This window comes from Sorangium sp. So ce448 (genome assembly GCF_051520915.1).
In the GTDB taxonomy this organism is placed as follows: Bacteria; Myxococcota_A; Polyangia; order Polyangiales; family Polyangiaceae; genus Sorangium; species Sorangium cellulosum_B.
Genome location: NZ_CP150343.1, coordinates 2,285,211 through 2,310,405, shown reverse-complemented (window position 1 = coordinate 2,310,405; position 25,195 = coordinate 2,285,211). Strand labels below are relative to the sequence as shown.

The 25,195-nt window shown below is 71.6% G+C and carries 17 protein-coding genes and 2 pseudogenes; 12 read left to right on the top strand and 7 right to left on the bottom strand.

Annotated features, from left to right (window positions below):
- Positions 1–209 precede the first annotated feature (209 nt).
- Complete coding sequence (locus WMF45_RS08865) at positions 210–995, top strand: DUF5995 family protein (protein WP_437716505.1); 786 nt, start codon at positions 210–212, stop codon at positions 993–995.
- On the opposite strand, the gene rlmN is transcribed toward WMF45_RS08865, so the two are convergent.
- Positions 973–2,175, bottom strand: coding sequence for a 23S rRNA (adenine(2503)-C(2))-methyltransferase RlmN (gene rlmN / locus WMF45_RS08860; protein ID WP_437716504.1), 1,203 nt, complete (start codon positions 2,173–2,175; stop codon positions 973–975). The two genes, WMF45_RS08865 and rlmN, sit on opposite strands and share 23 nt — an antisense overlap.
- Before the next feature lie 951 nt (positions 2,176–3,126).
- Between rlmN and WMF45_RS08855 the strand changes: the two genes are divergently transcribed.
- The gene (locus WMF45_RS08855) at positions 3,127–4,113 is read left to right on the top strand and encodes a hypothetical protein (RefSeq protein WP_437716503.1); all 987 of its coding nucleotides are present in this window, start codon (positions 3,127–3,129) and stop codon (positions 4,111–4,113) included.
- Positions 4,114–4,164: 51 nt separating this feature from the next.
- Here the strand turns inward: WMF45_RS08855 and WMF45_RS08850 are convergent, their stop codons facing one another.
- Together WMF45_RS08850 and WMF45_RS08845 are read right to left on the bottom strand one after the other, a co-directional pair.
- Positions 4,165–4,995, bottom strand: coding sequence for an alpha/beta hydrolase (locus tag WMF45_RS08850; RefSeq protein ID WP_437716502.1), 831 nt, complete (start codon positions 4,993–4,995; stop codon positions 4,165–4,167).
- A gap of 172 nt (positions 4,996–5,167) precedes the next feature.
- On the bottom strand, positions 5,168–6,256 hold the full coding sequence (locus WMF45_RS08845) for a CAP domain-containing protein (protein WP_437716501.1): 1,089 nt from the start codon (positions 6,254–6,256) through the stop codon (positions 5,168–5,170).
- 842 nt (positions 6,257–7,098) lie between these two features.
- Here WMF45_RS08845 and WMF45_RS08840 point away from each other — a divergent pair.
- From WMF45_RS08840 to WMF45_RS08805, 8 genes are all read left to right on the top strand, one after another.
- Positions 7,099–7,938, top strand: a complete 840-nt coding sequence (locus WMF45_RS08840) for an SDR family oxidoreductase (RefSeq protein ID WP_437716500.1) — start codon at positions 7,099–7,101, stop codon at positions 7,936–7,938.
- A 10-nt stretch (positions 7,939–7,948) separates the two neighbouring features.
- Positions 7,949–8,281 (top strand): hypothetical protein, encoded by a 333-nt coding sequence (locus WMF45_RS08835; RefSeq protein ID WP_437550964.1) that lies wholly within the window; start codon positions 7,949–7,951, stop codon positions 8,279–8,281.
- Positions 8,282–9,427, top strand: coding sequence for an S-methyl-5-thioribose-1-phosphate isomerase (gene mtnA, locus WMF45_RS08830; protein WP_437716499.1), 1,146 nt, complete (start codon positions 8,282–8,284; stop codon positions 9,425–9,427). It begins immediately after the preceding gene.
- A 105-nt stretch (positions 9,428–9,532) separates the two neighbouring features.
- A complete protein-coding gene (lipA, locus tag WMF45_RS08825; RefSeq protein ID WP_437716498.1) occupies positions 9,533–10,660 on the top strand; it encodes a lipoyl synthase in 1,128 nt (375 codons plus the stop codon).
- 163 nt (positions 10,661–10,823) lie between these two features.
- A complete protein-coding gene (locus WMF45_RS08820) occupies positions 10,824–11,393 on the top strand; it encodes a tellurite resistance TerB family protein (RefSeq protein WP_437716497.1) in 570 nt (189 codons plus the stop codon).
- A gap of 203 nt (positions 11,394–11,596) precedes the next feature.
- Positions 11,597–12,787 carry a thiamine pyrophosphate-dependent dehydrogenase E1 component subunit alpha gene (locus WMF45_RS08815; RefSeq protein WP_437716496.1) on the top strand — a complete coding sequence of 397 codons (1,191 nt, stop codon included), beginning with the start codon at positions 11,597–11,599 and terminating at the stop codon, positions 12,785–12,787.
- Positions 12,788–12,940: 153 nt separating this feature from the next.
- The gene (locus WMF45_RS08810; protein WP_437716495.1) at positions 12,941–13,915 is read left to right on the top strand and encodes an alpha-ketoacid dehydrogenase subunit beta; all 975 of its coding nucleotides are present in this window, start codon (positions 12,941–12,943) and stop codon (positions 13,913–13,915) included.
- A 3-nt stretch (positions 13,916–13,918) separates the two neighbouring features.
- Positions 13,919–15,397 (top strand): dihydrolipoamide acetyltransferase family protein, encoded by a 1,479-nt coding sequence (locus tag WMF45_RS08805; RefSeq protein ID WP_437716494.1) that lies wholly within the window; start codon positions 13,919–13,921, stop codon positions 15,395–15,397.
- Between the two features lie 593 nt (positions 15,398–15,990).
- On the opposite strand, the pseudogene WMF45_RS08800 reads toward WMF45_RS08805, so the two are convergent.
- The 4 genes and pseudogenes from WMF45_RS08800 to WMF45_RS08785 all read right to left on the bottom strand — a co-directional run.
- A pseudogene (locus tag WMF45_RS08800) lies at positions 15,991–18,024 on the bottom strand (WD40 repeat domain-containing protein); the annotation flags it as partial.
- A gap of 393 nt (positions 18,025–18,417) precedes the next feature.
- Positions 18,418–19,470 (bottom strand): annotated as a pseudogene (locus tag WMF45_RS08795) (nSTAND1 domain-containing NTPase); the annotation flags it as partial.
- Entirely contained in the window at positions 19,467–21,491 is a 2,025-nt protein-coding gene (locus WMF45_RS08790) for a CHAT domain-containing protein (protein WP_437716493.1), read from the bottom strand. The pseudogene WMF45_RS08795 and the gene WMF45_RS08790, both read right to left, overlap by 4 nt.
- A gap of 231 nt (positions 21,492–21,722) precedes the next feature.
- Positions 21,723–22,565 (bottom strand): class I SAM-dependent methyltransferase, encoded by an 843-nt coding sequence (locus tag WMF45_RS08785; RefSeq protein ID WP_437716492.1) that lies wholly within the window; start codon positions 22,563–22,565, stop codon positions 21,723–21,725.
- A gap of 168 nt (positions 22,566–22,733) precedes the next feature.
- Here WMF45_RS08785 and WMF45_RS08780 point away from each other — a divergent pair, with 168 nt between their 5' ends.
- Together WMF45_RS08780 and WMF45_RS08775 are read left to right on the top strand one after the other, a co-directional pair.
- Positions 22,734–24,443, top strand: a complete 1,710-nt coding sequence (locus WMF45_RS08780; RefSeq protein ID WP_437716491.1) for an SIR2 family NAD-dependent protein deacylase — start codon at positions 22,734–22,736, stop codon at positions 24,441–24,443.
- 149 nt (positions 24,444–24,592) lie between these two features.
- On the top strand, positions 24,593–25,075 hold the full coding sequence (locus tag WMF45_RS08775) for a hypothetical protein (RefSeq protein WP_437716490.1): 483 nt from the start codon (positions 24,593–24,595) through the stop codon (positions 25,073–25,075).
- The last annotated feature ends 120 nt before the right edge of the window (positions 25,076–25,195 follow it).

The window sequence follows — 25,195 nt, the reverse complement described above, 5'->3', positions numbered from 1 at the left end:
CGCGCTGCGTGCGCTCGTACATCCTGTGGCTGTGTACGACTGCGGACCGGACATACGGGCACGATCCTTGAATTCGCTCGCTCAGCGCAGCCATGAACACCCTTACTTCGGATCAACCCCTGGCGATGAGGAGCAAGCAGACGCGGTCATTGGCTGCGTCCCGTCCCGCGGTATCCACCGCGCGTCATCCCGTCCTGCAGGGCGTGACGATGACGCCGGCGACCGTCTCCGAGGCGCTGATCGCGCTGGAGACGGTCGCCGCGCGGCTGCGCGAGAGGAACGACCCAAGGGCGGTGTTCCCCGACGTCTACGCCGTGATCACGCGCCGCGTGAAAGAGGCGGTCGAGGGCTCGGACGGCCGGTTCCTCGAGCCGGCGTGGATCTCGCGCCTGGCGGGGATCTTCTGCGAGTACTACCTGACGGCGCTCGCGGCGTCGCTCGACGGGCGGTCGACGGGCGTCGAGGCGTGGGACGTCGCGTTCCAGTGCGCCAGCGCGGGCGGGGCGGCGGCGGCGGTGCACGGGCTGCTCGGCATCAACGCGCACATCAACTACGACCTGGCCCTCGGGCTCTACCGGAACATCGTCCAGCACGGCGCGGCGCAGGACGCCCGGCTTCTCGACCGCTACCGTCACGACCACGACCTTGTGAATGAAATTCTCGCGGCGGCGATGCCGGAGATCTTCGCGATCCTGCGCGCTCGTTATGGCTGCCCGCTCGCCCGTGTCGCGACCTTCAGCCGGGACGTGGAGCGCGCTGTCTCGAGCGTCGTGATGTCCCTGCTGAGGCGCTGGCGCGACCGGGTCTGGACCGACCTGCTCTCCCTGCTCGCGACGCTCGGGCACACCGGCGAGACGGGCAAGCGCGCGGTGCTCGCCGGGATGAACCAGCGTTCGGGGAAGATCGCCCGTGCATTCGCGGCGGGCCACGGGGCGCTCCGCGTCGGGGCCCCGCTCGCCCGCGGCGCCGCCCTCACGCTGGCTCTGGCTGCCTGACGCGGGCCATCCCCGCGAGCTGACCGCAGGCGCCGCCCACGTCGCGCCCCCGCGGCCGTCGCACCAGCGTCGTCACGCCATGGCCGGACAGCCGCGCCACGAAGGCGTCGAGCCGCGCGGCCGACGGCGGGCGCAGCGCCGGATCCGGGCCGGGGTTGCAGGGGATGACGTTCACCCTGCACCGGAGCCCGGCGACGTAGGCCGCGAGCAGATCCGCGTCTTCCGGGGCGTCGTTGAATCGATCGAAGAGCACGTACTCGAAGAGCACGCGCCGCCCCCGCGGCAGCGCCTGCGCGATCGCCTCCTTCAGCGCCGCCATCGAGAAGCGCGCGTTCACGGGCATGATCGCCTGCCTGCGGGCGTCGTCCGGGGCGTTGAGGCTGACGGCGAGCTCCGCCCGCGCGTCGCGGAAGAACGGCTCGATCTTGTCCGCCACCCCGACGGTGCTCACGGTGACGTGCGACGGCGCGAACCGGAAGGCCCGCGGATCGGTGAGCAGCCGGATGGCCTTCAGCACCTCGCCGAGGTTATCGAACGGCTCCCCCATCCCCATGAAGACGAGGTTCCTGAGGGGCGCGCCGCCGCGCTCAGCCGCGAGCGCCCGAGCGATCCGGACCTGATCGACGATCTCTCCGGCGGCGAGCTGGCGCTCGAGCCCGAGGCGCCCCGTCTCGCAGAACGCGCAGGCCCGGGCGCAGCCGACCTGGCTCGAAACGCAGAGCGTGGTGCGGGCGGGCCCGGGGATGAGCACCGACTCGATGAGCGCGCCGTCGTGGGCGCGCAGGACGAGCCGGAGCGTGTCATCCTGCGCCGGCGCCCGCTCGGCGATCTCGAGCGACGGCGCCGGATCGAGCGCGAGCAACGCCTCGTGCGCCCAGGCCCCGACGCCCAGGGCGGCGAGCGCGCGCGCGTCCCAGGCCGGCGCCGGCGCCGGCGCGCCCGGTTCGGCGCCGAAGGCGTGGCGCACCACCTTGCCGGCGACCGAGCGCGCCGCCGACGCCGTGCCGCCGGCCCGGCGGAGCAGCTCCGCGAGCGAGGCCGCGTCGTGGTCGGCGAGCCGCGCGCACCAACGTGGGACGCGCGCGCTCCTCCGGATCAGCGGGCGCCCTGCGACCTGCGCCGGCGGGTCGCCGGCGCGCAGGGGCGACGCCATCTCTTCGGGGATCTCCGGAACGCGCATGCGCACCCGCTAGCACGCCGGGCGCGGCGCCGCGCGGCCCAGCGACGCCGCGCCCGGCGCGGCCGCCTCGCCCGGTCGGCCTCCGGATGGACCGCTCGCCGGGCGCTCCGGCCGGACGAGCCTCGACGCCCGCGCGTCCGCCGGATGGACGCTCGCCGGGCGCTCCGGCCGAGCCCCGGCGCCCGTTGCCTCCCCCACCCAGGTCATCGCGAGCTTGTCAATCGCATGTCGATCGCCACCCGAAAGACAAGCGAGAACGCGCCCGGCGCCCCCCATCCGACACGAAACCTGCGCGCCGTCTGGGGCCATCAGGTGGCCAATCTGTGGACAAGCATGTGGACTGTCAAACAGGGCTCGGGAACGTGATTTTTGGGTTGCAGATTGGTTCCGAAGGAGGGAGTTTAGCGCCCGGAAGTTGGGAGGCGCGCCGGGGCACGGAGCGCCAGAAATCGCAGAAAAATCAGTTGCATCGGTGTGGGCGGCGCGTCCATGCCCGGGCTGGCTTCGGCTGGCGCCGGGGCTTGGAGGGGCTGCCGCCCCGCGATCGGCGCAGGACGGGTAACTCCGCGGAGTTGCCAGGGTCCCACGGGGTTTCCACAACCTGGGAACAACCTGTGGATTATTTGTCCCTCCTGCGCGTGGCGTGTTCCAGGATCGGGTGAGCGGGGTTCCCGTCCCCAAGCTTTTCTGGCGCTCGCGGACACACCGGTGGGCTACGTTGCGCGCCGATGTCCGCACGCCACGGCCCTGTGTCCTGCGCGCCGCGCGCGTTCCTCGCGATCGCGGGGAGCCTCGCCGGGTGGCTGCCAGGGGTTCGCGTCGATCGGCGCGGGCGTTGCCTATGCCCCGATCGAGGCCCTCTCACTGAACCTCGCGCTCCGCGCGAGCCTCACCTTTCCTGCCGTGACCACCGTCCTCTCCCCGGAGGTCGGTCTTTCCCTGGGGTTCTGAATGGCTGACACCTCGGATATGCGCCGGGGGGCGACTCCCCCGGGCGCGCTGCGCAACCCGAAGATCGACGCGGCGATCGAGCGCGCCGTGCAGCTCGGCGATCCGGCCGAGCTGCTCGCGCTGCTCGATCGCAGCTCCGGGCTGCCCGCCCGGCGCGGCGGGGTGCGCGCCCCCGGCCCCGACCTCGGACCGAACGCCCCCTTACCACGCGTGAACATGGATCTCGCGCGGGCGGTCGGCGCGGCGATCGCGGACCGCGGCGCGCCGGCCGAGCGGCTCGTGCGGGCGCTCTGCGCGACCACCGAGGAGTACGCGCTCATCGTGGCGGCGCAGGCGCTCGCGTCGCTCGCGGTGCAGGGCGCGGGAAGGGCTGGCGACGCGGGGCGGGTGAAAGGCGCGGGCGGCGCGCGCCGCGGGAAGGGCGGGCTCGATCCGCTCGAGGCGCTCGAGGAGCTGGCCGAGGACCCGCGGCGCGTCGTGCGCGACGGGGTGGTGGCGGCGCTCCGCGCCGTCATCGCGGCGCGCGGCGACGCGGCGGTCGGCGAGCTCTCGTCGTGGACCGACGGCTACCTGCAGGCATATGTCGCGCTCGAGGCGCTCGCCGAGCGCACGCTTCTCGCCGGGCTCTCGGCGGGCGCGGAGGTGGTCGGGCGCCTCGAGGAGGCGTTCGTGCTGTCGGATCGCTCCCCGCGCGCGGACGAGCGGCTGCAGGGCCTGCGCGTCCTCCGGCAGGGGATGCCCGCGCAGATCGCGGCCCTCGCCGGCCGCTTCCCCGAGGTCGTGCGCTGGCTCGAGGAGAAGACCCGGGCGGAGCGCCCCGAGTCGCGCGACGTCGTGGCGGACGCGATCGCCGCGCTCCGGAAGACGTCGTTCTCGGATGCGGAGGTCGACCGCCTGTCCGCGGCGCTCGGCGCGACCGCCCCGATACCGCGCTACGCGGCGCGCATCGTCCAGGGGACGCGCAAGCGGAGCAAGGGGCGGCGGTAGGGGACGGTCGGGCCTGGGCCGCCGGCGCGAAGAGCGCCGAAACGCAGGAGATCAGGCGGCCTGCTGCGACCCCTCCGGCGCTCCGACGCCGCCCTGCGGCTCCCTTGCGGCCCCGGTGAACAGGAACTGAAGCGCCCCCGGGGCGCGCCGGCGCCACGCGTCCTCGGAGTGGGTTCCGTCCTCGTCCAGGCAGAACAGCAGGTTGTCCTCCCTGTAGCCCTGCTGGCGAAGTTGCTCGACCAGCCGCGCGGCGTCGCGCAGCACCGAGCCCCCGTCCTCGTGAGCGCCGGCGTCGACGTACAGCCTCGAGCTCGCCGGGACGGCCAGAGACGCGAGGACGTCGAAGATCTTGCGCTCGGCGAACCAGAGCGATGGCGACATGCAGAGCGCGGCCCCGAACACGTCGGGGCAACGCCAATGAGCATAGAGCGCCGCGAGGCCCCCCATGGATGAGCCGCCGATCGCCGTGCTGGCCGGGTCGCGCCTCACCGCGAAGCGCTCCTGTACGGCCGGCACGATCTCGGAGGTGAGCCAGCCCAGATACTCGTCGAGCTTCCCTTCGCTTCCGTCGCCCGGAAATGGCGACAGCTCCGTCAACCGCTCGGGCCCGCCGTGATCGATCCCCACCAGGACCGGCGCTTCGAGACCTCGATTTGCGAGATCATGGACGGCCTCGTGAAGGTGCCACCCTCCGCTGTAGGAGGGGTCGTCGTGAAAGACGTTCTGCCCATCGAACAGGACGAGCACAGGCGATGGCCGCCCGTCACGCGCCCCCTCGTCGGGCAGGTAAACACGCACGTTGCGCTCCCCGTCGAAGCCGGGAATTCGGTACGGACCGAGGAGATAGATGACATGTGTTTTCGCGGAGGTCTGCTGTTCCACCGTCCCGGTGTGAAGCAATCACCAGGCCGCACTCGGACGCTGCTCTCCGGCTGCGGAGCGCGGCGCGGCCCGGGCCATCTCGGCTCCCGGGTCGCGCCGCGCCGCCATGGCAGAACGCCTCACGCGTGACACGCTGTTGCGAGCAAACGGCCGCGGCCGCGGGTGCCTGGGCCTAATTGCAGCTCGCCTCGGAGCTGCCGCCGAACACCGTGGTCCAGTAGGACCCGTAGGTCCCGCCTCCGGTCGCCCGCCCGATGCCGATGACCTTGTAGGCGGAGCCGAGCATGTTCTTGTTGTGGCCGTCCGAGTTCTTCCACTGGGTGAACGTCGCCTGCGCTGCCGAGTTGCCAGCGGCGATGTTCTCGGCCATGGCGGTGCCCCCGCAGCCGAGCTCGTAGCAGGCGTTGCACATGCGGGTCCAGGGCGTCCGGCCGTCGAGGCTCGTGTGAGAGAAATAGTTCTGATCGCGCATGTCCTCGCTGTGCCCCTGTGCAGCGCGGTTCATCGAGGTGCAGGCAGAGAGCGCCCCGAGGCCGTTCTGCGCGCGATATTCGTTGATGATGGTGAGGAACGCCTGCTCCTCGGTGTCGAGCGGAGTCGTGCTGGGCCCGGCGCCGCTGCACATCTGGCATGCGCCGCAGTCGCTCGAGCAGCTCGAGCAATCCTCGCCCGCGCCGCAAACCCCATTGCCGCAGACCTCACCGCCCGTCGAGCCGCCCGCGCCTCCGGTGCTGCTCGTCGAGCCGCCCGCGCCGCCCGCGCCTCCGGTGCCGCTCGTCGAGCCGCCCGCGCCGCCCGCGCCTCCGGTGCCGCTCGTCGAGCCTCCCGTGCCGCTGCCCGGCGTCGCGGGGCCGCACGCCGCCTGCACGTAGAGCCGCTTCGCGGTCCTCCTGCACGGATCACCGGAGAAGGTCGCGTTGCTCGCCCGCACGGTACAGCTCGCCTTTCCGACGCACGCGCGCTCCACGACGGCCTTCGACGTCGGCGCGTTGCACGAGGTGGCCGCGTAGCCGCCGCAGACGCCGCGCGGCCTGCCATAACTCGCGAACTGGATCGCCGTGATGACCTCGCCGGCAGGACAGGAGAGCTCCACATCCGAGCCCTCCGACGCGGTATCGCAGACCGCCCCCGCGAGCGGCGAGGACTGGTCCGCAGGCAGCTCCGCCGACGGCTCCTCGCCGACCTCGGTCGAGGCGAGGCAGCCGACGGCAGAACAGCCAGCGATGAAGGCGAGGACAAGCGTCCTGTGCAAAGCGCTCATATGCATGCTCCTTGGTTCTCTGAGCCCGTCCGAGCTCGGCTCGCCCCTGCGTCGCGGCTCGCGCCAGCAGGTACGCCGGGGCACACGACACCTCGACGGGCCACCCCAGTACAGCGTTGTTCAGGGGGCGGAGTAGCGCACAGCGCGATCCCACGCAGCGCAGCGCCTCCCTTCGATTCGCTCACGACACGGTGTCACCTGACCGCTGGCATGTCCAGATACGAAACACCCTGGCACGCATGATTTAACGCCGTTTCGCTGGATCTTTTCAAGACCCATGAAACCGAGCTTCCCGGAGCTCGACGACACAGGATTTGTTCACGCAAAGATGGTGTGAGACATGGAGCCATCAGGACACAACATCTCCCCTGGTCCGAAGGGTGGGTGTCCGTGTCCGACGACAGACCGCGATCGGAAGCCCGTGGGCGCGACGACACCCTGCGGGCCTCCGCCTCCGCACGCCGTGGATCGCGCGTCGATGCGCGGCGGGGAGCCCCAGGCCGCATGTCAGAAGCGTGTCATTCGAACGCCCATGAAACTCCGCGCGACTCCCCCGCTCCTCGCGCCACCGCCACGCGCTCGCCTGAGGGCCCTCGCCCGCTCACGTCCGCGGCAGAGCTCGTCCCTGCGTCACGCGCGGGGTGGCGGTGGATGTGGCCTCTTGCCGTACGCGCGCGCCATCTCATCCGCGCGGCATGCCGGCTGCCGCGCTGGTGGAAAGGTGGAAAGGCGGCCTGACGGCCTGACGGCCCGATGACCGCGCGGCGACCCCGCAGCGCGGCCGCTCGACTGCGAACCGCGAGGCCGCACCCGCGGCGGCTCCTGTGCTATGACCGCCGACCATGCGCCTCAAGGACCGCGTTGTCTTCATCACAGGAGCTTCCCGCGGGATCGGACGGGCCGTCGCCCTCGCCTGCGCGCGAGAAGGCGCGGATATCGTCGTCGCCGCGAAGACGGAGGTCGCCGAGAACCCGCGCCTCCCGGGCACGATCCACGACGTCGCCCGCGAGGTCGAGCAGCTCGGCCGCCGCGCGCTGCCCATCAAGCTCGATGTCCGCGACGACGAGGCCTGCAGGGGCGCCGTCGCCACGGCCGTCGAGCGCCTCGGGCGCATCGACGCGCTCATCAACAACGCGGGCGCGCTCTGGTGGGCCGACGTCGTGGACACACCCATGAAGAAGTTCGACCTCATCATGGGCATCAATGTGCGCGCGTCGTTCGCCCTCTCGCAGGCCGTCCTCCCCCAGATGATCGCGCAAAAATACGGCCACATCATCATGATGTCGCCCCCCGTCGACGCCGGGGCCTGCGCCCACCACGGGGCTTATGCGGTCTCCAAATTCGGCATGACGATGATCGCCGACGCCATCGCCGGCGAGTACGCGGAGCACAACGTCACGGCCCACGCCCTCTGGCCCGCGACCGCGATCGAGAGCTTCGCCACGATCAACTTCGGGCTCGGCGGCCCGGAGCTCTGGCGCAAGGCGGATATCCTCGCCGACGCGACGCTCGCGCTGCTCTCGCGCGAGCCGTCGGCGCGGCGGGGCAAGGCGTGGATCGACGAGGCCCTGCTCCGCGAGGAGGGCGTCACCGACTTCTCGAAGTACCAGTGCGTGCCCGGCGTGGAGCCGCCGCACTTCCCCTTCACCGCGATCCCCAAGGCGACCAGCACGAAATCATGAGGCGCGACCCGTGACCCGCGAGGACGACAAGAAGACGCGCCCCGCCGCCGGCGGCGGCATCGATCCCGGGCCCGAGCTCGCCGCGGTCTTCGACGACCTGGAGACGCTGCTCAAGAACGGCGACGTGATCGAGGCGCTCACCGCGCGCGGGATCAACGCGAGCCTCGCGCTGCTCGCCGCCGACGCGCTCCGCGCCTACCTTGCGGGCCGCAAGGCCGACGCGGCGGAGGACTTCGCGACCGTCGCGGAGGAGATCCGCGGCCGGCTCGCCGCGAGCGCCGAGGCGCAGGGGCCGGACGACGGATCGCCAGGGGAGCCGTCACGCTCGAACGGGAGGGGCTGAATGGGCACGAGCTTCGAAGCAGAGCAGACACCGAGGCCAGGCGACGGCGCGCGGCCGGCGCCGCCCTGGGAGCCGGCCGCGGCCCTCTCCGGGGCCGACTACTCGGCCGTCGAGCTGGCGCAGGGCGACGACCGCGTGTTCCTCCTCGAGCAGCGCGAGCTGCCCGAGCGCGAGCGCTACCTCACCGTGACCGACTCCGCCGGCGTCGCCGAGGCCATCCGGACCATGGTGGTCCGCGGCGCCCCGGCCATCGGCATCGCCGCCGCGTACGGGATGGCGCTCGCCGCGCGCGCCGCCCGCGACGAGGGCGCCTCCAGCTACGTCGCCGCCATGCGGGCGGCGGGGGAGCACCTCGCCTCGGCCCGGCCCACCGCCGTGAACCTCGGGTGGGCGGTGCGGCGCGCGATCGCCGCGGCCCTGCAGCACGCCGGGCGCCGCGGCGAGGAGCGCGCGCGGGAGGTCGCCGAGCTCGCCCGCGAGATCCACCGGGAAGACGTCGCCGCCTGCCACCAGATGGGCCGCGCGGGCGCCGCGCGCCTGCCGGAGTCGGGCACGGTCCTCACCCACTGCAACGCGGGCGCGCTCGCGACCGGCGGCTACGGCACGGCGCTCGGCGTGATCCGCGCCGCCATCGAGGAGGGCAAGGCGCTCCGCGTGCTCGCGTGCGAGACCCGCCCGTACCTCCAGGGCGCCCGCCTCACCGCCTGGGAGCTCCAGCGGGACGGCATCCCCGTCGAGGTGATCTCCGACTCGATGGCCGCGTGGTTCATGCAGAGGGGCGAGATCGGCGCCGTCGTCGTCGGGGCCGACCGCATCGCGCGGAACGGCGACGTCGCGAACAAGATCGGGACCTACGGCCTCGCCTGCCTCGCGCGCCACCACGGCATCCCGTTCTACGTGGCCGCGCCGTGGAGCACGATCGACCTCGCCACCGACAGCGGCGCGTCGATCCCGATCGAGGAGCGGAGCCGCGACGAGCTCGCCGTCGTCGGCGGCCGCCGCGTCGTCCCGCCCGGCGTGCCCGTCCGGCACCCGGCCTTCGACGTCACCCCCGCGGAGCTCGTCACGGCCGTCTTCACCGAGCGCGGCAAGCTGACGACGCGCGAGATCAGCCGCTCCGTGCCGCCTGCGCCGCCGGCCGGCTAGCGCCGGCCGCGCGAGGGCCACGGCGCCCAGCCGCTCGAGGGCCGCGGGGCCGGCGCGCGCCCTCCCCCTCGCGCTCCCCCGCCGCATGGGCTAAGGACACCCCTGATGGCGCAGTTCTCGCCCAAGCCTGAATGGCTCAAGGTCCGCGCTCCCGGGGGTGACACGTACCACCACCTGAAGGAGACGTTCCGCAAGCTCGATCTCCACACGGTCTGCGAGGAGGCGCGCTGCCCGAACGTCGGCGAGTGCTGGCGCGAGGGGACCGCGACGGTGATGCTCCTCGGCGACGTGTGCACGCGCGGCTGCCGCTTCTGCGCGGTCACGACGGGCGATCCGCGCGGCGCGGTCGACGTGCGCGAGCCGGAGCACGTGGCCCGCGCCATCGCCCGGCTCTCGCTCCAGTACGTCGTGATGACGATGGTCAACCGCGACGACCTGCTCGACGGGGGCGCCGAGCACGTCGCCCGCACGGTGAGCCGCCTGCACGGGCTCCGGCCCGACCTGCTCATCGAGACGCTGGTCGGCGACTTCCAGGGCCACATGAGCGCCGTCGACATGGTGGTCGACGCCGGGCCCGACGTCTTCGCCCACAACGTGGAGGTCGTCCGCCGCATCACGCGCGTGATCCGCGACGTCCGGTCGAGCTACGACCAGTCGCTCGCCGTGCTCCGGCGCGCGAAGGAGCGCCAGCGGCGCCTCGCCGCCGACGCCGCGGAGGCCGGCGCGCCCGCGCCGCGGCGGCTCACCAAGAGCTCGATCATGGTCGGCATCGGCGAGACCGACGACGAGGTCCTGGAGGCGCTCCGCGACCTGCGCGAGGCCGGGGTCGACATCGTGACGATCGGCCAGTACCTCCGCCCCTCCTCGAAGCACGCGCCCGTGCAGCGCTTCGTCGAGCCCGAGACCTTCGCCGCGTTCGAGCGCGCGGCGCTCGAGATGGGCTTCCTCTACGCCGCCAGCGCGCCGCTCGTGCGGTCGAGCTACAAGGCGGCCGAGGTCTTCGTCCGCAGCCTGATGGACCGAGGCGGCGAGGCGCTGCCCGCCGGCGCCTCCCCGGGCGGCGCCCCGGCCGTCGAGGCGCTCCTCGAGGAGCGCCTCGCCGTGGCGCGCCGCGAGGCCGCCCGCCTCACCGCAGAGCTCGACCCGGACGAGCCCCGCCCGCCCGGCGCCCCGGCGACGGCGTCGTCGAGCCCCGCCCGCCTCGTCCCGGCGGCCTCCCTCGTCCGCCGCTAGAGCGCCCCCGAGCGGTGCTCACCCGCTCTGGGACGGGCTCGGCAGACTGGATGGCAGACTGAACGCATTCACCACGGGGAGCGCGGGTTGGGAGGCGCAAGCGCCTTGACGCTTACCGGCGTTTGGCCGAGCGTGTTGGACGGCAGGAGGGTCCAACACCACGATGTCCGCTCCCATCAACAGGCGCCCCGGCGGCATCGCTCCAGGGGCCCCGCGCCTCGGCTCGGAGGCGCCCCGCGTGCGCGTGGCGTCGATCCTGGCCCAGGCCGCGAGGGCCTACAGCGCGCGCCCTCCCATCGAAGACATCACGATGCCCACCGGCTTCGATCCGGCCGCGGTGGCGCTCTTCGAGACGATCATCGAGGCCGCGTTCCTCGTCGCGAACGCCGACGGCCACTTCGACGACGAGGAGCGCGGGCGCTTCCAGGCGATCGTGTCCGGCGCCTGCCAGAACCTCGTCCACGAGAAGCAGATCGAGGCGCTCGTCGCCGATCTCGGCGAGATGCTGGCCGAGGACGGGCTGGAGAAGCGCATCAGCATGGTCGCCCGCACGATCGCGCGGACCGAGCATCAGCGCGAGGTGCTCCGCGTGGCGGCCTCCATGGCGCACGCCTCCGGCGGCGTGAGCGCGCAGGAGCACGGCGTGCTCGAGCAGCTCGCGCGCGGCTTCAAGCTCGACGTGGCCGCCGTCGACGAGGCCCTCGCGCAGGCAGCCGAGCCCGTGAACGTCTAGCGTGGACATCAGCGCCGCCGCGTACGGCGGGAGACGCGCATCAGGGCGCGCGCGCGTTCGAGCTCGCCGCGGCGAGTCAAACCCCGCGCGCGATCGCTGCGACGAGTCAACGTCACCCCAACGTCACGCGTAAAGCGAATGAGCGTACGCCGCTTCTGGGCACTGGTCTCGGGCAGCGCCTTTGGTTAGTGTCCCGCGAACCGATGAGCACCGCGACGTACTCCACCGACCGCCCGCCGAACGTCTCAGGGGCAAGCCTCGAGCCGCAGGCTGCCGTCGCGCGGCACCCGCTCGATACGTGTGCCGACGACGTGATCAAGGTCCTGCGCGACGACGGCTCGCTCGACCCCGCGCACGATCCGAAGCTCGAGCCATCGGAGGTGATCGCCCTCTACAAGGCCATGATGCGCACGCGCCTGCTCGACGAGCGGCTCGTGGCGCTGCAGCGCCAGGGGCGCATCGGGTTCCACATCGGCTCGCTGGGTGAGGAGGCGACGGTCCTCGGCAGCGTGTCCGCGACGCGGCCCCAGGACTGGGTGTTCCCCTGCTACCGCGAGTTCGGGGCGGCGCTCTGGCGAGGGCTGCCGCTCCAGCGGTACATCGACAACATGTTCGGCAACGCGAACGACACGGTGAAGGGGCGGCAGATGCCGGACCACTACACCTACCGCGAGGGCCACTTCGGCTCGGTGAGCTCGCCCATCGGCACGCAGATCACCCAGGCTGTCGGCTTCGCGTGGGCCGCGAAGCTGAAGCGCGACGAGCTCGTCACGCTGGCCTACTTCGGCGACGGCGCGACGAGCTCGTCGGATTTCCACAGCGGCCTGAACTTCGCCGGCGTGTTCAAGGTGCCGGTCATCTTCCTCTGCCGGAACAACGGCTGGGCGATCAGCGTGCCGACCGAGCGCCAGACGTCGAGCAACACGTTCGCGAGCAAGGGCGTCGCCTACGGCGTCCCCGGGGTGCGGGTCGACGGCAACGACGTGTTCGCCGTCGTGAAGGTCATGCGCGACGCGATCGCGCGCGCCTCGCGCGGCGAGGGCGCGACGCTCATCGAGGCGATGACGTACCGCCTGTCGGGCCATTCGACGAGCGACGACCCGAAGGCGTACCGCCCCGACGCATGGCTCGACCCGTGGCGCCGGCTCGACCCGATCGCGCGGCTCCGGCGGCACGTCGAGCGCACCCAGGGCTGGACGGAGGCGCAGGATCGCGAGATCGAGGTGGCGGTCGACGCGGAGGTCAAGGCGTGCATCGCGGCCTCGGAGAAGGTCGCGCCGCCGCCGCTCGACTCGATGTTCGAGGACGTCTATGCGGAGCCGCCCTGGCACCTCGTGGAGCAGCGGGAGCAGCTCAAGGCGGGCCCGAGGCCCAAGGGCCACGGCGGCCACTAGGCCGCGCGGACGGCGGCGTCGGCGTGGCGGCTCGCCGGACGGCGGGGCGGCGGGGGTGGCGCCGCTGCCCGCGATCGGCGGGGACCCTCGGGGGGCCGGGGCGCCGGTGAGGTTGTACCCCCACCTGTTGGCCGAGAGACGGAGACGAAGAGCATGCCTCAGATGAACATGGTCCAGGCGATCAACGACGCGCTACGCCACGAGATGCGGCGGGACGCGCGGGTCGTCGTGCTCGGCGAGGATGTCGGCAAGGTCGGCGGCGTGTTCCGCGTGACCCAGGGCCTGTTCGACGAGTTCGGGGACGACCGGGTGATCGACACGCCGCTCTCGGAGAACGGGATCGTGGGGACGGCCATCGGGATGGCGCTCTACGGGCTCGTGCCGATCCCGGAGATCCAGTTCGCCGATTTCATCTATCCCGCGTACGACCAGATCGTGTCCGAGCTGGCGAAGTACCGCTACCGCTCGGGGGGCGAGTACCCGTCCAAGCTGGTCATCCGGACGCCGTTCGGCGGCGGCATCCGCGGCGGGCACTACCACTCGCAGTCGCCCGAGGCGCAGTTCATCCACGTGGCGGGCCTGAAGGTCGTGTGCCCGTCGAACCCGGCCGACGCGAAGGGGCTCTTGCTCTCGTCGATCCGGGATCCGGATCCGGTGCTGTTCTTCGAGCCGAAGCGCATCTACCGCGCCGCGAAGGGCGACGTCCCCGACGGCGAGTACACGGTCCCGCTCGGCCAGGCGAAGGTGGTCCGGCCGGGCTGGCACGTGACGCTCGTTGTCTGGGGCGCGATGCTCTACGAGGCGCTCGACGCGGCGAACCAGGCGGCCGCCCAGGGCGTCGAGTGCGAGGTGATCGACCTGCGCACGCTGTGGCCGCTCGATATCGACACGGTGATCGAGTCGGTGAAGCGGACGGGCCGGTTCATCGTTGTGCACGAGGCGCCGAAGACCTGCGGCCTCGGGGGCGAGCTCGTCGCGCTGGTCAACGAGAAGGCGTTCCTCCACCTGGAGGCGCCGCCGGTCCGGGTCACGGGCTTCGACACCCCGTTCCCGTACACCCTCGAGAACGAGTATCTCCCTCTGTCCCATCGTATCCTTCCGGCGATCCTGGAGACGGCGAGGTACTGACGCATGGGCAAGTACGAGTTCAGGCTTCCGGACATCGGCGAGGGCGTCACCGAGGGCGAGATCGTGACCTGGCTGGTGTCGCCGGGCGACATGGTCGCCGAGGACCAGCCGATGGTCGAGGTGATGACCGACAAGGCGACGGTGACGATCACGTCGCCGCGCACGGGCCGGATCGTGGAGACGCGGGGCAAGGTGGGCGGGGTCGTCCCCGTCCACTCGGTGCTCGTCGTGTTCGACCTCGACGACCGGCCTTCGGCGGCGCCGCCCGCGTCGGGGGCGGGGGTGCGCCAGGCGGCCGCGAAGGCGGGGGCTGCGGAGCCGCCCGCGGCGGCGGCCGCGAAGGGCGGGCCTGCGGAACCCGCGGCGACGGCGGTCGGCGACATCCGGGAGGACCTCCCGGGGATGAACCTGGTGGCGCCGGCGCGGTCGGCGTGGGCGAACGGCAGCATCGGCGCGGGGTCGCGCGCGGCGGCCTACTTCAACGAGAAGCCGCTCGCGACGCCCGCGACGCGCAAGCTGGCGCGCGACCTCGGGGTCGACCTGCGGCGCGTGCCGCCGACCGGGCCGGCGGGCCGCGTGACGAAGGACGACGTGCGGGCGCTCGAGGCGCCGGAGGTCGAGCCCCCGACGGCTCCGATGGTGTTCGATCCGGGGAATGACCGGGCGGCGGCGCCCCTGGACGCGGGGGAGCGCGCTGCGGCCGGGCGGCCCGAGGAGGACCGCGGGCGCGGGGCGGCCCGGCCCGAGGGGGAGCGCGGCCGGGGGTTGCCCTCGGCGCCGGGCGACGAGCGCGTCCCGCTGCGGGGCGTGCGCAAGCGGATCTTCGAGGCGATGTCGCGGTCGAAGCACACGGCGGCGCACTTCACCTTCGTCGAGGAGTGCGACGTCTCCGCGCTGAAGGAGCGCCGCGCGCGCCTGCGGCCGCTGGCCGAGAAGGCGGGCGTGAAGCTCACGTTCCTGCCCTTCTTCGTGAAGGCCGTCGTCGCGGCGCTCAAGAAGCACCCGATGCTGAACAGCGCCTTCGACGAGGCGGCGCAGGAGATCGTCGTCAAGAAGAGCTATCATATCGGCATCGCGTCCGCGACCGAGGCCGGGCTCATCGTGCCTGTGGTGCGCGACGCGGATCGGCGGAGCGTGCTGGAGATCGCGCAGGAGATCGCGCGGCTCGGCGAGGACACGAAGTCGGGGCGGGTGAAGCCGGAGGACCTCGGCGGCTCGACGTTCACGATCACGTCCCTCGGCCAGCAAGGGGGGCTGTTCGCGACGCCGATACTGAACTTCCCGGAGGTCGCGATCCTCGGGATCCACCAGATGAAGCAGAAGCCGGTGGTGCGCGACGGGCAGATCGTGATCGGCGAGGTGATGCTGGTGTCGCTGTCGTTCGACCACCGGATCATCGATGGTCACGTGGGAGCCGCGTTCGCGTACGAGATCATCGGGTACCTGGAGGATCCGGATCGGCTGTTCCTGGAGATGAGCTGAGCTGAGCGAACGCGAGCCGTGGCACAGGGGCGTTCCTGAGCGCGGCGCGCGGGGCGGGGGTCTTGCCGAGACGCCCGGCCCCCGGGGAGGGTGCTCGTCGCGTGGGCGCGGGGTGGGGCCCCGCCGAACTCGCCTGAGCCATCTATCCTCCGGCTCCGCCGGAGGATAGATGGCTATTGGGCTCAGACAGCGGCCCATCCCCACACCGCACCCACGCCACGAGCACCCTCCCCGGGGGCCTACCGCTGACGCAGGACCAGGGATCCTGTGGCCAGAAGCCTCGGGTGGACCGATACCCGTGTCGGTCATCCGCCCTTCCGTCAGGAGGGGCGCTGTTCACGATAAGGATGCGACGTTCCGGTGCTCCGCGCGCATCCGGCCGCGACAGGCGTCACCACGATCCGCTCGAGCCTGTCCGACGGCCACGATGCACCTGCGACGTTGATTGCGGCGCCGAGGCAGCCTCGGCGGCGGAGCCGCGTGAGCTCAGCCTGCTCTCGAAGCCTTCTGGACCAGCGATCGCTTCGGCCAAACGCCAGTCAAGCGGCCAGCGCTACGATAGCAAGGCTCCTGCCGCAGCAACGCGTAGCGGGTCAAGGCGTGTTGGTGTCGGGATAGAAGGGTGTCCGGCCATAGGAGCGCTCGCATGCCTCATAGCCCTTGTGAGCGTCGTCGTCGCTCTCGTCGAGGTAGGTCCGGCGCATGTCGGGGTCGAGGCAATCGGCAGTGGCTCCATGAAGACTCTGCCGGAGCGCAGAGATAGGCAGGGGCCACACCCGCGCGGTCTGATCCTTCGAAGCGGTAACGACCCGCTGGCCGTCGGGGCTGAACGCCGCGGAATAGACCCAGCCTTCGTGGCCCCGGAGCACGACAGGGCTGCCGGAACCGTCCGCGTTCCACACCCGCGCGGTTGTGTCCCTCGAGGCGGTGACGACCCGCTGGCCGTCGGGGCCGAACGCCGCGGAATAGACCCAGCCTTCGTGGCCCCGGAGCACGACAGGGCTGCCGGGCCCGTCCGCGTTCCACACCCGCGCGGTCTCGTCCACCGAGGCGGTGACGACCCGCTGGCCGTCGGAGCTGAACGCCGCGAACATGACCCAGCCTTCGTGGCCCCGAAGGACGACGGGGCTGCCGGACCCGTCCGCGTTCCACACCCGCGCGGTGTTGTCGCCCGAAGCGGTGACGACGCGACGGCCGTCGGGGCTGAACGCCGCGGACATGACCCAGCCTTCATGGCCCCGGAGCACGACGGGGCTGCCGGACCCGTCCGCGTTCCACACCCGCGCGGTCTTGTCTTCCGACGCGGTGACGACCCGCTGGCCGTCGGGGCTGAACGCCGCGGACATGACCCAGCCTTCATGGTTCCGGAGCACGACGAGGCTGCCGGACCCGTCCGCGTTCCACACCCGCGCGGTCTTGTCGTCCGACGCGGTGACGACCCGCTGGCCGTCGGGGCTGAACGCCGCGAACATGACCGCGTCTTCATGACCCCGGAGCACGACGGTGCTGCCGGACCCGTCTTCATTCCACACCCGCGCGGTCTCGTCCACCGAGGCGGTGACGATGCGACGGCCGTCGGGGCTGAACGCCGCGGACATGACCTCGCCTTCATGGCCCCGGAGCACGACGGAGCTGCCGAACCCGTCCGCGTTCCACACCCGCGCGGTCTCGTCCACCGAGGCGGTGACGACGCGACGGCCGTCGGGGCTGAACGCCGCGGAACTGACCCAGCCTTCATGGCCCCGGAGCACGACGGGGCTGCCGGACCCGTCCGCGTTCCACACCCGCGCGGTGTTGTCCGACGCGGTGATGACCCGCTGGCCGTCGGGGCTGAACGCCGCGGAACTGACCCAGCCTTCATGGCCCCGGAGGACGACGGGGCTGCCGGACCCGTCCGCATTCCACACCCGCACGGTCTTGTCGTGCGACACGGTGACGACGCGACGACCGTCGGGGCTGAACGCCGCGGACCCGACCCAGCTTTCATGGCCCCGGAGGACGACGGGGCTGCCGGACCCGTCCGCGTTCCACACCCGCGCGGTCTCGTCCACCGAAGCGGTGACGATGCGACGGCCGTCGGGGCTGAACGCCGCGGACCTGACCACGTCTTCATGACCCCGGAGGACGAGGGGGCTGCCGGACCCGTCCGCATTCCACACCCGCACGGTCTTGTCGTGCGACACGGTGACGACGTGACGGCCGTCGGGGCTGAACGCCGCGGACATGACCAGGCCTACATGGCCGCGGAGGACGATGGGGCTGCCGGACCCGTCCGCGCTCCACACCCGCGCGGTCTTGTCGTGCGAGGCGGCCACGACGCGACGGCCGTCAGGACTGAACGCCGCGGAACTGACCCAGCCTTCATGGCCCCGGAGCACGACGGGGCTGCCGGACCCGTCCGCATTCCACACCCGCACGGTCTTGTCGTCCGACGCGGTGACGACCCGCTGGCCGTCGGGGCTGAACGCCGCGGACCTGACCGCGTCTTCATGACCCCGGAGGACGACCGGGCTGCCGGACCCGTCCGCGTTCCACACCCGCGCGGTCTCGTCCACCGAGGCGGTGACGATGCGACGGCCGTCGGGGCTGAACGCACAGTCACTCAATGGGCCCTGATGGCCTCGCATCGTCGCCATGAGTAGACCCGGGGCAAGAACCTCACGCGTCAACTCGGGCCATCCCCGTATTCTTTGCGGTTTCTCGACCTCGAGGAGCAGCCTGACCGCCGAAGCACGTTGACCTGTCGCGAGAAGCTCCCGAGCGCCAGCCATCAACGAAGCCGCACGTGCCCGCGCAGCCTGCGCAGCAGCCTCTTGCTGAGCCTCTCGCGCGGCGCCCTCGGCCTTCAGCGCGGCGTCCCGCTGTCCGAGGGCCCAGATGACGACAGCCACCATCACCGCCGCCGCCACCCCCAGCGCCGCCGCGATGGCCACGAGCCTCCGCCTCTTCGCACGCTCTCTGGCGAGCCTCTGCTCTTCCTCCCGAGCCTGCCTCCGCTCGAAGACCTTCTTGGCGAGCCAGTCGTGCCCGAGCTCGAACAGCCGATTCCCCTGGCGCTCCTCCGCGCGCAGCACACCGGCCCGCTCCAGCCGCTCCAGCACCTCGGTCGCGTCCCCGGCCGGCAGCACGAGGCGCGCCGCCTTCTCCGTCAGCGGCTTCCGGTTGCCCGCCGGATCGATCAGGTGCTCTTCCAGGAGGCGACGGCCCGCGTCCTTCAGCGGGCCCAGCCCCTCCTCAGTCGCCTCCAGGTACCGGCGGAGGATGGCCTCGGCCTCGACCACACCAGGCTCGTGCCCTTTCCCCGCGGCCCGCTCGTCCCAGAGCACCCGACACACGATCTGGGCATAGACGGCCTGCACCTCCGCCTCGTCCGACGCCGATGAACCAGGCGCCCTCACCTCGAGCATCAGCGCGTGAATCTGCCGCTCGGACCACCGTTGCTCCTCCGCTGCACGGCAGACCGCACCGACCATCTCGCTCACCGAGAGCGGCCCGACCCGAAACCCGTTGTCGAGCAGCTTGCGGCGGCCCCGGAGCCGATCCCGGAAGCGTCCCAGGTAGTCCTCCCGCAACGAGAGCACCAGCTTCAGACCGCGCAATGGCTGATCCGCCAGCCGATCGATGCACTCGGCGAGCGCCTCGAGCTCCGCCGGATCCCGGCCGGGAAAGAGGAGTTGCTCGATCTGGTCCAGGTAGATCAGGATGGGCCGCTCCGACCGCCGCGCCGCCCGCTGCGCCGCCAGCAGGACCGCCTCGTCCGGCGCCGTCTCCCGCGGCCGCTCCCCCAGCTTGAGCGCGGCATACATCGCGTCAGCCATCCATTCGACCGGACGCTCGCCTTCAGGCCACGTGTCGACGCGCACCGCCCGCGCCTCGTGCGACGCCTCCAGCCCGGGGATCACGCCCGCCTGCATCAGCGAGGACTTGCCTGCCCCCGAAGGCCCGAAGACCGTGACGCAGCGATGGGCCAGGATGCTGCCGGAGAGCCTCTCGGTCATGTCCTCGCGGCCGAAGAAGCGCTCTCGCTCGCTCGCGCGGTAGGGCTGCGGCCCTGGAAAGGGGTTCTGGCTCATCGGGTCGTCGCCTCGGGCAGCGCAACCGCGGCGAGCGCCGCCGAAAGCTCGTCCGGCTCCTCTCGCAACGCGGCGATTCGCCCCGTTCCTGGCAGGCCTCCGCCGCTCTCCCAGATCTCCTGCTCGGCCGGGTCGACCCGGGTGTTCAGCAGCGACAGGCTGCCTTTCGGCGCGGGCCGCTGGTCATAGAGCCAGCGCAGGAGCATCCGGTGCCGCCACTCCAGCACCGAGAGGCCCACGAACAGGCCCGGTTGATTGCGCAGCCAGCCCATCAGGCCATCCGCCCACTCGGGAGGGCGGAAACCCTCCACGCCAATCAGGCCGTGGATGTGCTGATCCTCCGTGAGCATCGCGCTCGTGAAGACCGGCCGCGGCTCCGGCAGGTAGCCGCCGTAGAGACGCAGCACCACGAGATCACTCTCGCGATCGAAGCGGTTCGGCAGGCCCGCCAGCTTCGTCCACGCCTTCGCGCCGCCGGCGCGCTTCACCACCCGCGGCTTGCCCACCGTGTCGAGGAGCGACGGCTGGATCACGTACACCGTGCGATCCGGCTGGTGCTCGGCGATGGCCCGCTCGAGCAACGGCAGCCATAACAACGTCACGTGCACGCCCGGCCGCAAGAGCCGCCCCAGCGACGCCACGAGCGGCGGCGTGTGCGCGTCCAGCTTGCCGTGGAGCGCGTCCTGGAACACCTCGTAGAGCTTCTCCTGGCCGAAGCGCAGCGCGCAGCGCTGGGTGAGCGCGGAGAGCGACAGCGCGTCTCCCCCGGGGTCGCCGCTCTCGGCGAGGAACCGCTGGAGCTCGCGCCGGAACTCCGACTTGTTGTCCTGGCCGTGGTCGCCGAGCACCATCGAGAACGGCCGCTCCAGGAGGCCCTGGAGCGCAGGCGCCAGGCTCCTCGCGCGGCCCGAGAGCGCGCGCCGCGCTACGGGAGGCGATACCTTGCGGCGCTCGAAATCGAAGATCGTCGCGCCCGGGCCGCGCAAGGTGAGCACCGGGGAGAACCCCTCCGCGCTCTGCAAGAGCATCGTCCGCCGCGCGGAAGCGAGGCTCGCCGCCACGTCGCCGTGCGCGCGCCCCGATCCGGTGAGCGTTCGATAGAACTCCTTCGAGCACAGCCGAGCCATGCCGGCCTCGACCGGCCAGAGGTGCGCCACGACCGCATCCGCTCCCGCCCGCGCCAGGATCTCCGCCGCGCTGCCAAAGGCCCCGGGCGCGGCGCCCTCGCACGCCTCCAGCACCACCAGCCGGAGGTCCTCGCCGAAGCTCGCCGAGAGCTCCTGCGCCAGCGACCCGGCGGAGATCCGGGCCTCCTCGCCGTCCTCGTCGGCGAGCCGGAGCATCGGCCGGCCATCCGGGGCGACGGTGCCGTGCCCGAGGAAATGGACGATGTGCGGGCTCTTGCTGCGGCGGAGCTGCTCGAACAGGAAACGCTGACCCGCACGAGGGCCGGTGATCGGATCCAGCCACTCGATCTCGCCAGCCTCGATCTGGTCGGAGAGCGCCTCCTTCAGGATCCGCAGGGCGCTCCCCTCCCCCGACGGCACGATCGCGAGAACGCGCACCGCCCCGGCCACCTCGCGCGGCTCCCACGGGCCGGCGATGGCCACGCTCCGGGCGAGCAGGACCCGAGGGGAGCTGCCCCAGAAGCCCTCGCTGGTGTCGGCCTGGCAGAGCGCTTCCCAGGGGAACGCCTGCAGGACGGGATCACACAGCAGCAATCGCTGGAGGAGCGGTCGGTCCTTCGCGGCCTCGATCAGCCGAGCGGCGACGTCCCGGAGCTCGCCCTGGAAGACCGCCGCGTGGAGCGCCCGTGCCTCGCTCAACGCCGGCGCGCCGAGGGGCTGGCCGTTGCTCACCGCGTGCCCGACGCTCTTCGTGAACGCCGTGAGCCGCTCCAGGGTGATCTCCGAGCCCAGCGACCGGGACGGCAGGCGCTCCCCACGGCTGCCGCGGGCGGCGAGCCGCAGCTCGGCGCCGTGGAGCTCGAGCTCGATCTCAAGCCAGAAGGGCAGGTCCATCGGAGATCGCCTCTGCCTCGACCCATCGCCCGCAGGCGAGATGCGTGCGTCGTCCGCTGTCCACCGAAGGCGGCGGTTCCGTGGTGGCCTCGGTGCTCATCCCATTGCCCCTCTCGATAACGACCGCGTCATGGATCCCCCACGGGGGCCAAGATAACGGATTCCGCCGCGCGATGCCCAGGGAACACCGTCGGCGGCCGGCCTCCGGGCGGCGCCTCGGGCTTGATCTGCTCAAGACGAAGACGCGGTGACTACCAAGCTGCGCGCCGCCATCCAGACGCCCGTGCTGCTTGCAAAGGGGCGAAAGGCTTCGCTCAGCGCCCGCTCGAACGCGGGCTTGAGCGAGGGGTCCGTGTCCGCCATGAAACGGGCCGATGGCCCGATTTGCATCGAGTACTCCACTGCCTCGGCGATGTCTCGCGCCGCTCCCAGTTGAATCCTCGTCTCGCGGGGTTCGATGTTCACGCGCTTGAAACCCGCAGCGCCGAGCACCTGCTGAACGAACGCGGGAGCGGAAAAGTAAAACGGCCCAGGCTGGCCCGGTTGCAGCAGCGCGGGCATCGGATGATCGGGCGCGACGCTGCGCGCCGCCATGAGCGGCACGTGAGCCCAGTCATTGCGCTCCAGCTCTTGCCAGCACACGAAAGCCAGGCGCCCGCTCGGTCGCAGGCTCTCACGCATCTCGCGGAAAGCCGCGACGGCATCTGGAAAGAACATCACGCCGAAGCGTGAGTAGATGGCATCGAACGGCACCTCGAAGGTCTGACGTGCGGCGTCTCCCAGGATGATCTCGACGTTGTCGAGGCCCGCTTGCGCGACGCGCCCGCGCGCAGCCGTCACCATCGGCTCCGATATGTCGACCCCGACGACCGTCCCCGTCGCTCCCACGCGGACCGCGAGCTCGATGCAGCTCTGGCCCGCGCCACAACCCACGTCGAGCACCCGCTCGCCCGCCTCGAGCTGCAAGCGATCCAGCGCCGGGCGCCCGAGAGGCTCCAGCTGCGCGTCAGTTTGCGCCTGCAGCTTCACCCACGCTTGCCCGCTCGATTCTCGCCATGCGTCCTGAGCTTGCATCACGCCGTCCCTCTGCCGCAGAGGATATGCGCCTCGGCCGGCCGACCGCAAGCCGGCTCAGCGCGGCAGCCATGCGTTCGCATGGAGATGCCCTGTGGCACGTCGAAGACGTGGGCGGACAGAAGGATCCCTTGTCGCGCGGGGCCGGAACCGGCAACATCGCGCGCCGTGATCGCGATTCCCAAGACCCTCGAGGACGCGCTGCGCGACCGGTTCGTCGTGCCCTTCGTCGGCGCCGGCGTATCCATGGCAGCGCTGGACCGGAACGGGAAGCGGATGTTCCCCAGCTGGGGAGACCTGCTCCTCGGGGCAGCCGCGCGCCTCCGCGAGGACGGCAAGCGGCCCGAGGCCAACGTCGTGGAAGGGCTGCTGGAGAAGCGGGCGCCCGACTACTTCGAGGCGGCCCGGTACGCGCGCGAGGGCATGGGGGCGGGCTGGTACCGCTACCTCCGCCAGGTGCTGGATCCGCCGGGCAATCGCATCGACACCGGATCTCTGTCGCTCGCGCGCGCCGTCTGGCAGCTGCCGAGCAGGCTGGTGATCACGACCAACTACGATCAGATCCTCCGTTACGCCCTCGACGATCCCAATGATCTCGTGCAGATCAGCGTCGACGCGACGGCGGAGCTGTCCGCCATGCTGCGCGACGAGATCGATCGCCCGACGGTCTGGCACCTGCACGGCTTCATCCAGCAGCCGCAGCGGCTGATCCTGACGCCGGACGGCTACCGCGAGCTGTACCCGAGCCAGGAGGACGAGGTGCGCTACCGCGGCGCGCTGCAGGCGCTGCGGCACCTGCTTGCAGCGCGCACGTTCCTGTTCGTCGGCTTCAGCCTCGACGACGCGATGTTCGGCAACCAGATCGCGTGGGTCCAGGAGGCCTTCGGCGGCGCCGCGGGGCCGCACTACATGCTCGTCCGGGCGCGCGAGCTGCGCGACACCCAGCGGCGCCTGAAGGACCTGAGCTGCATCGAGTTCCTGCCGTTCGAGGAGTTCGGTGATCCCCTGGTCGCGCTGGTGAACGCGCTCGGGACCGCCGGGAACCGGGAGCCCACCACGCCGCCGCCGCTCATGGCGGGCGCCCCCCGGCCCACCGCGCGCCTCGAGGCGGCGTCCGCACCGTCCCCGGCCCCCGCTGGGCCCCTCCCGTTCCTCGCCGACGAGGTCGAGGTGATGGTCCCTCCCGTCACCCGGGTCGCACACCGCTCACTCATCACCGAGGCGGCGCCCGCCCCGCGCGCCGCCGCCGCCGCGACGCCTCGAAGTCTCGAGACGACCGCGGGGGACGGCGGCATGGACATGGCCCTTGTGAGGCAGAGCTATCGGCTCGTCCAACAGTATCAGCGCCGCGTCTTCGATCGGCTGGCAGAGCTGTCCGACGCGCTCGCGGGCATCGGGCTCGCGTTCGAGCGCTGGGACCCGTCCCTGTTCTCGCGTCACCCGAAATCGACCACCGAGTTCTTTCGCCGCAAGTACTGGGCCTGGGATTTCCTGCCTGCGTATCGCCTCCAGCTCGTCTGGCAGTCATCGGCCAGCACCTCGCGGAGCGTGGTCGTCGACGTGGTGTCGGACACGGGCTTCACGCGCGACGGCGGTGGGGAGCCGGATCCGACGCGCTTCGGCGGCGCGAGCGCGGCGGGCTCCGAGCTGCAGATCAGCCTGATGCGCTCCTCCGTTCGGAACCTGCCGTGGAACCAGATCTGGTCGTCCTTGAGCGAACAGGAGGACACCATCTACGACGGAAACGATCACGAGCTCGACGCCGGCGGGCGCCCGTGCACCTACCGCTATCTCCGCGTCGATCTCGGCGCTGCGCTGGACAAGAACGCGTTCAGCGAGCGCGTCATCGCCCCTGTCAGCGCCTGGCTCGCTCGGTGATCGAGAGGCTCGGACGAGCGCGCCCCGCGCTGGCGTGCCGGCTACGCCAGGCTGCATGGAGGAGAGACACCCCGCGGACCACGTGGCTCCCGGTGCAAGGACCGCTTCAATTCCGTTGAGGTCTTCGAACGTCGCGGGAGGGGTGAACCGTGGGCCGTCGCGATCATGAACGAATCGAGCAGGAGCCGACGGGCGCAGCGGACAAGGTGGCCGAGGTGCTTGCTCGGTTGTACCGCGCAGCCGATCGATGGCCGAGAGTGAACCCGCAGGAGCTCCAGCATCTCGAGCGGCTGGTCGCTCGCCTTCCTCCCGATGACCGCTCGCACGTGCTACTCCGAGCATTCGTTGCGCCGCCAGCCAATGCGTACCTCGCGCAGCAGTACGCGGGAGAGTTGCTCGAGCGGCTCCGCCCACCGTGCTCGGGTCCGCTCACAGACCTGCTGCGCAGTGTTTTGCCCAAGTGGAACCGGTCAGTAGAGCAGCTCCCCTGGTACCTTGCCGACGTCTTCGGGTCGAAGGCGATCGTCGAGAGCCTCGACGAAATCGATCGTTGCGACATGGTCGATCGCGTGCAAACTGCTACAGTGCGTTACTGGCTCAAGGGCCTCGACCATGGCGCGCGACGTGGCTAACAACCCGTTGCAACGGCGCATCGAACAACTTCTCAAGGAGGACGAGTGCCTCGCCTCTTGCGAGCTCGGCTTAACTGAGCTTGGGCAAGCCCTCACCTTCCGGTTCGGGGTCGTCAACTG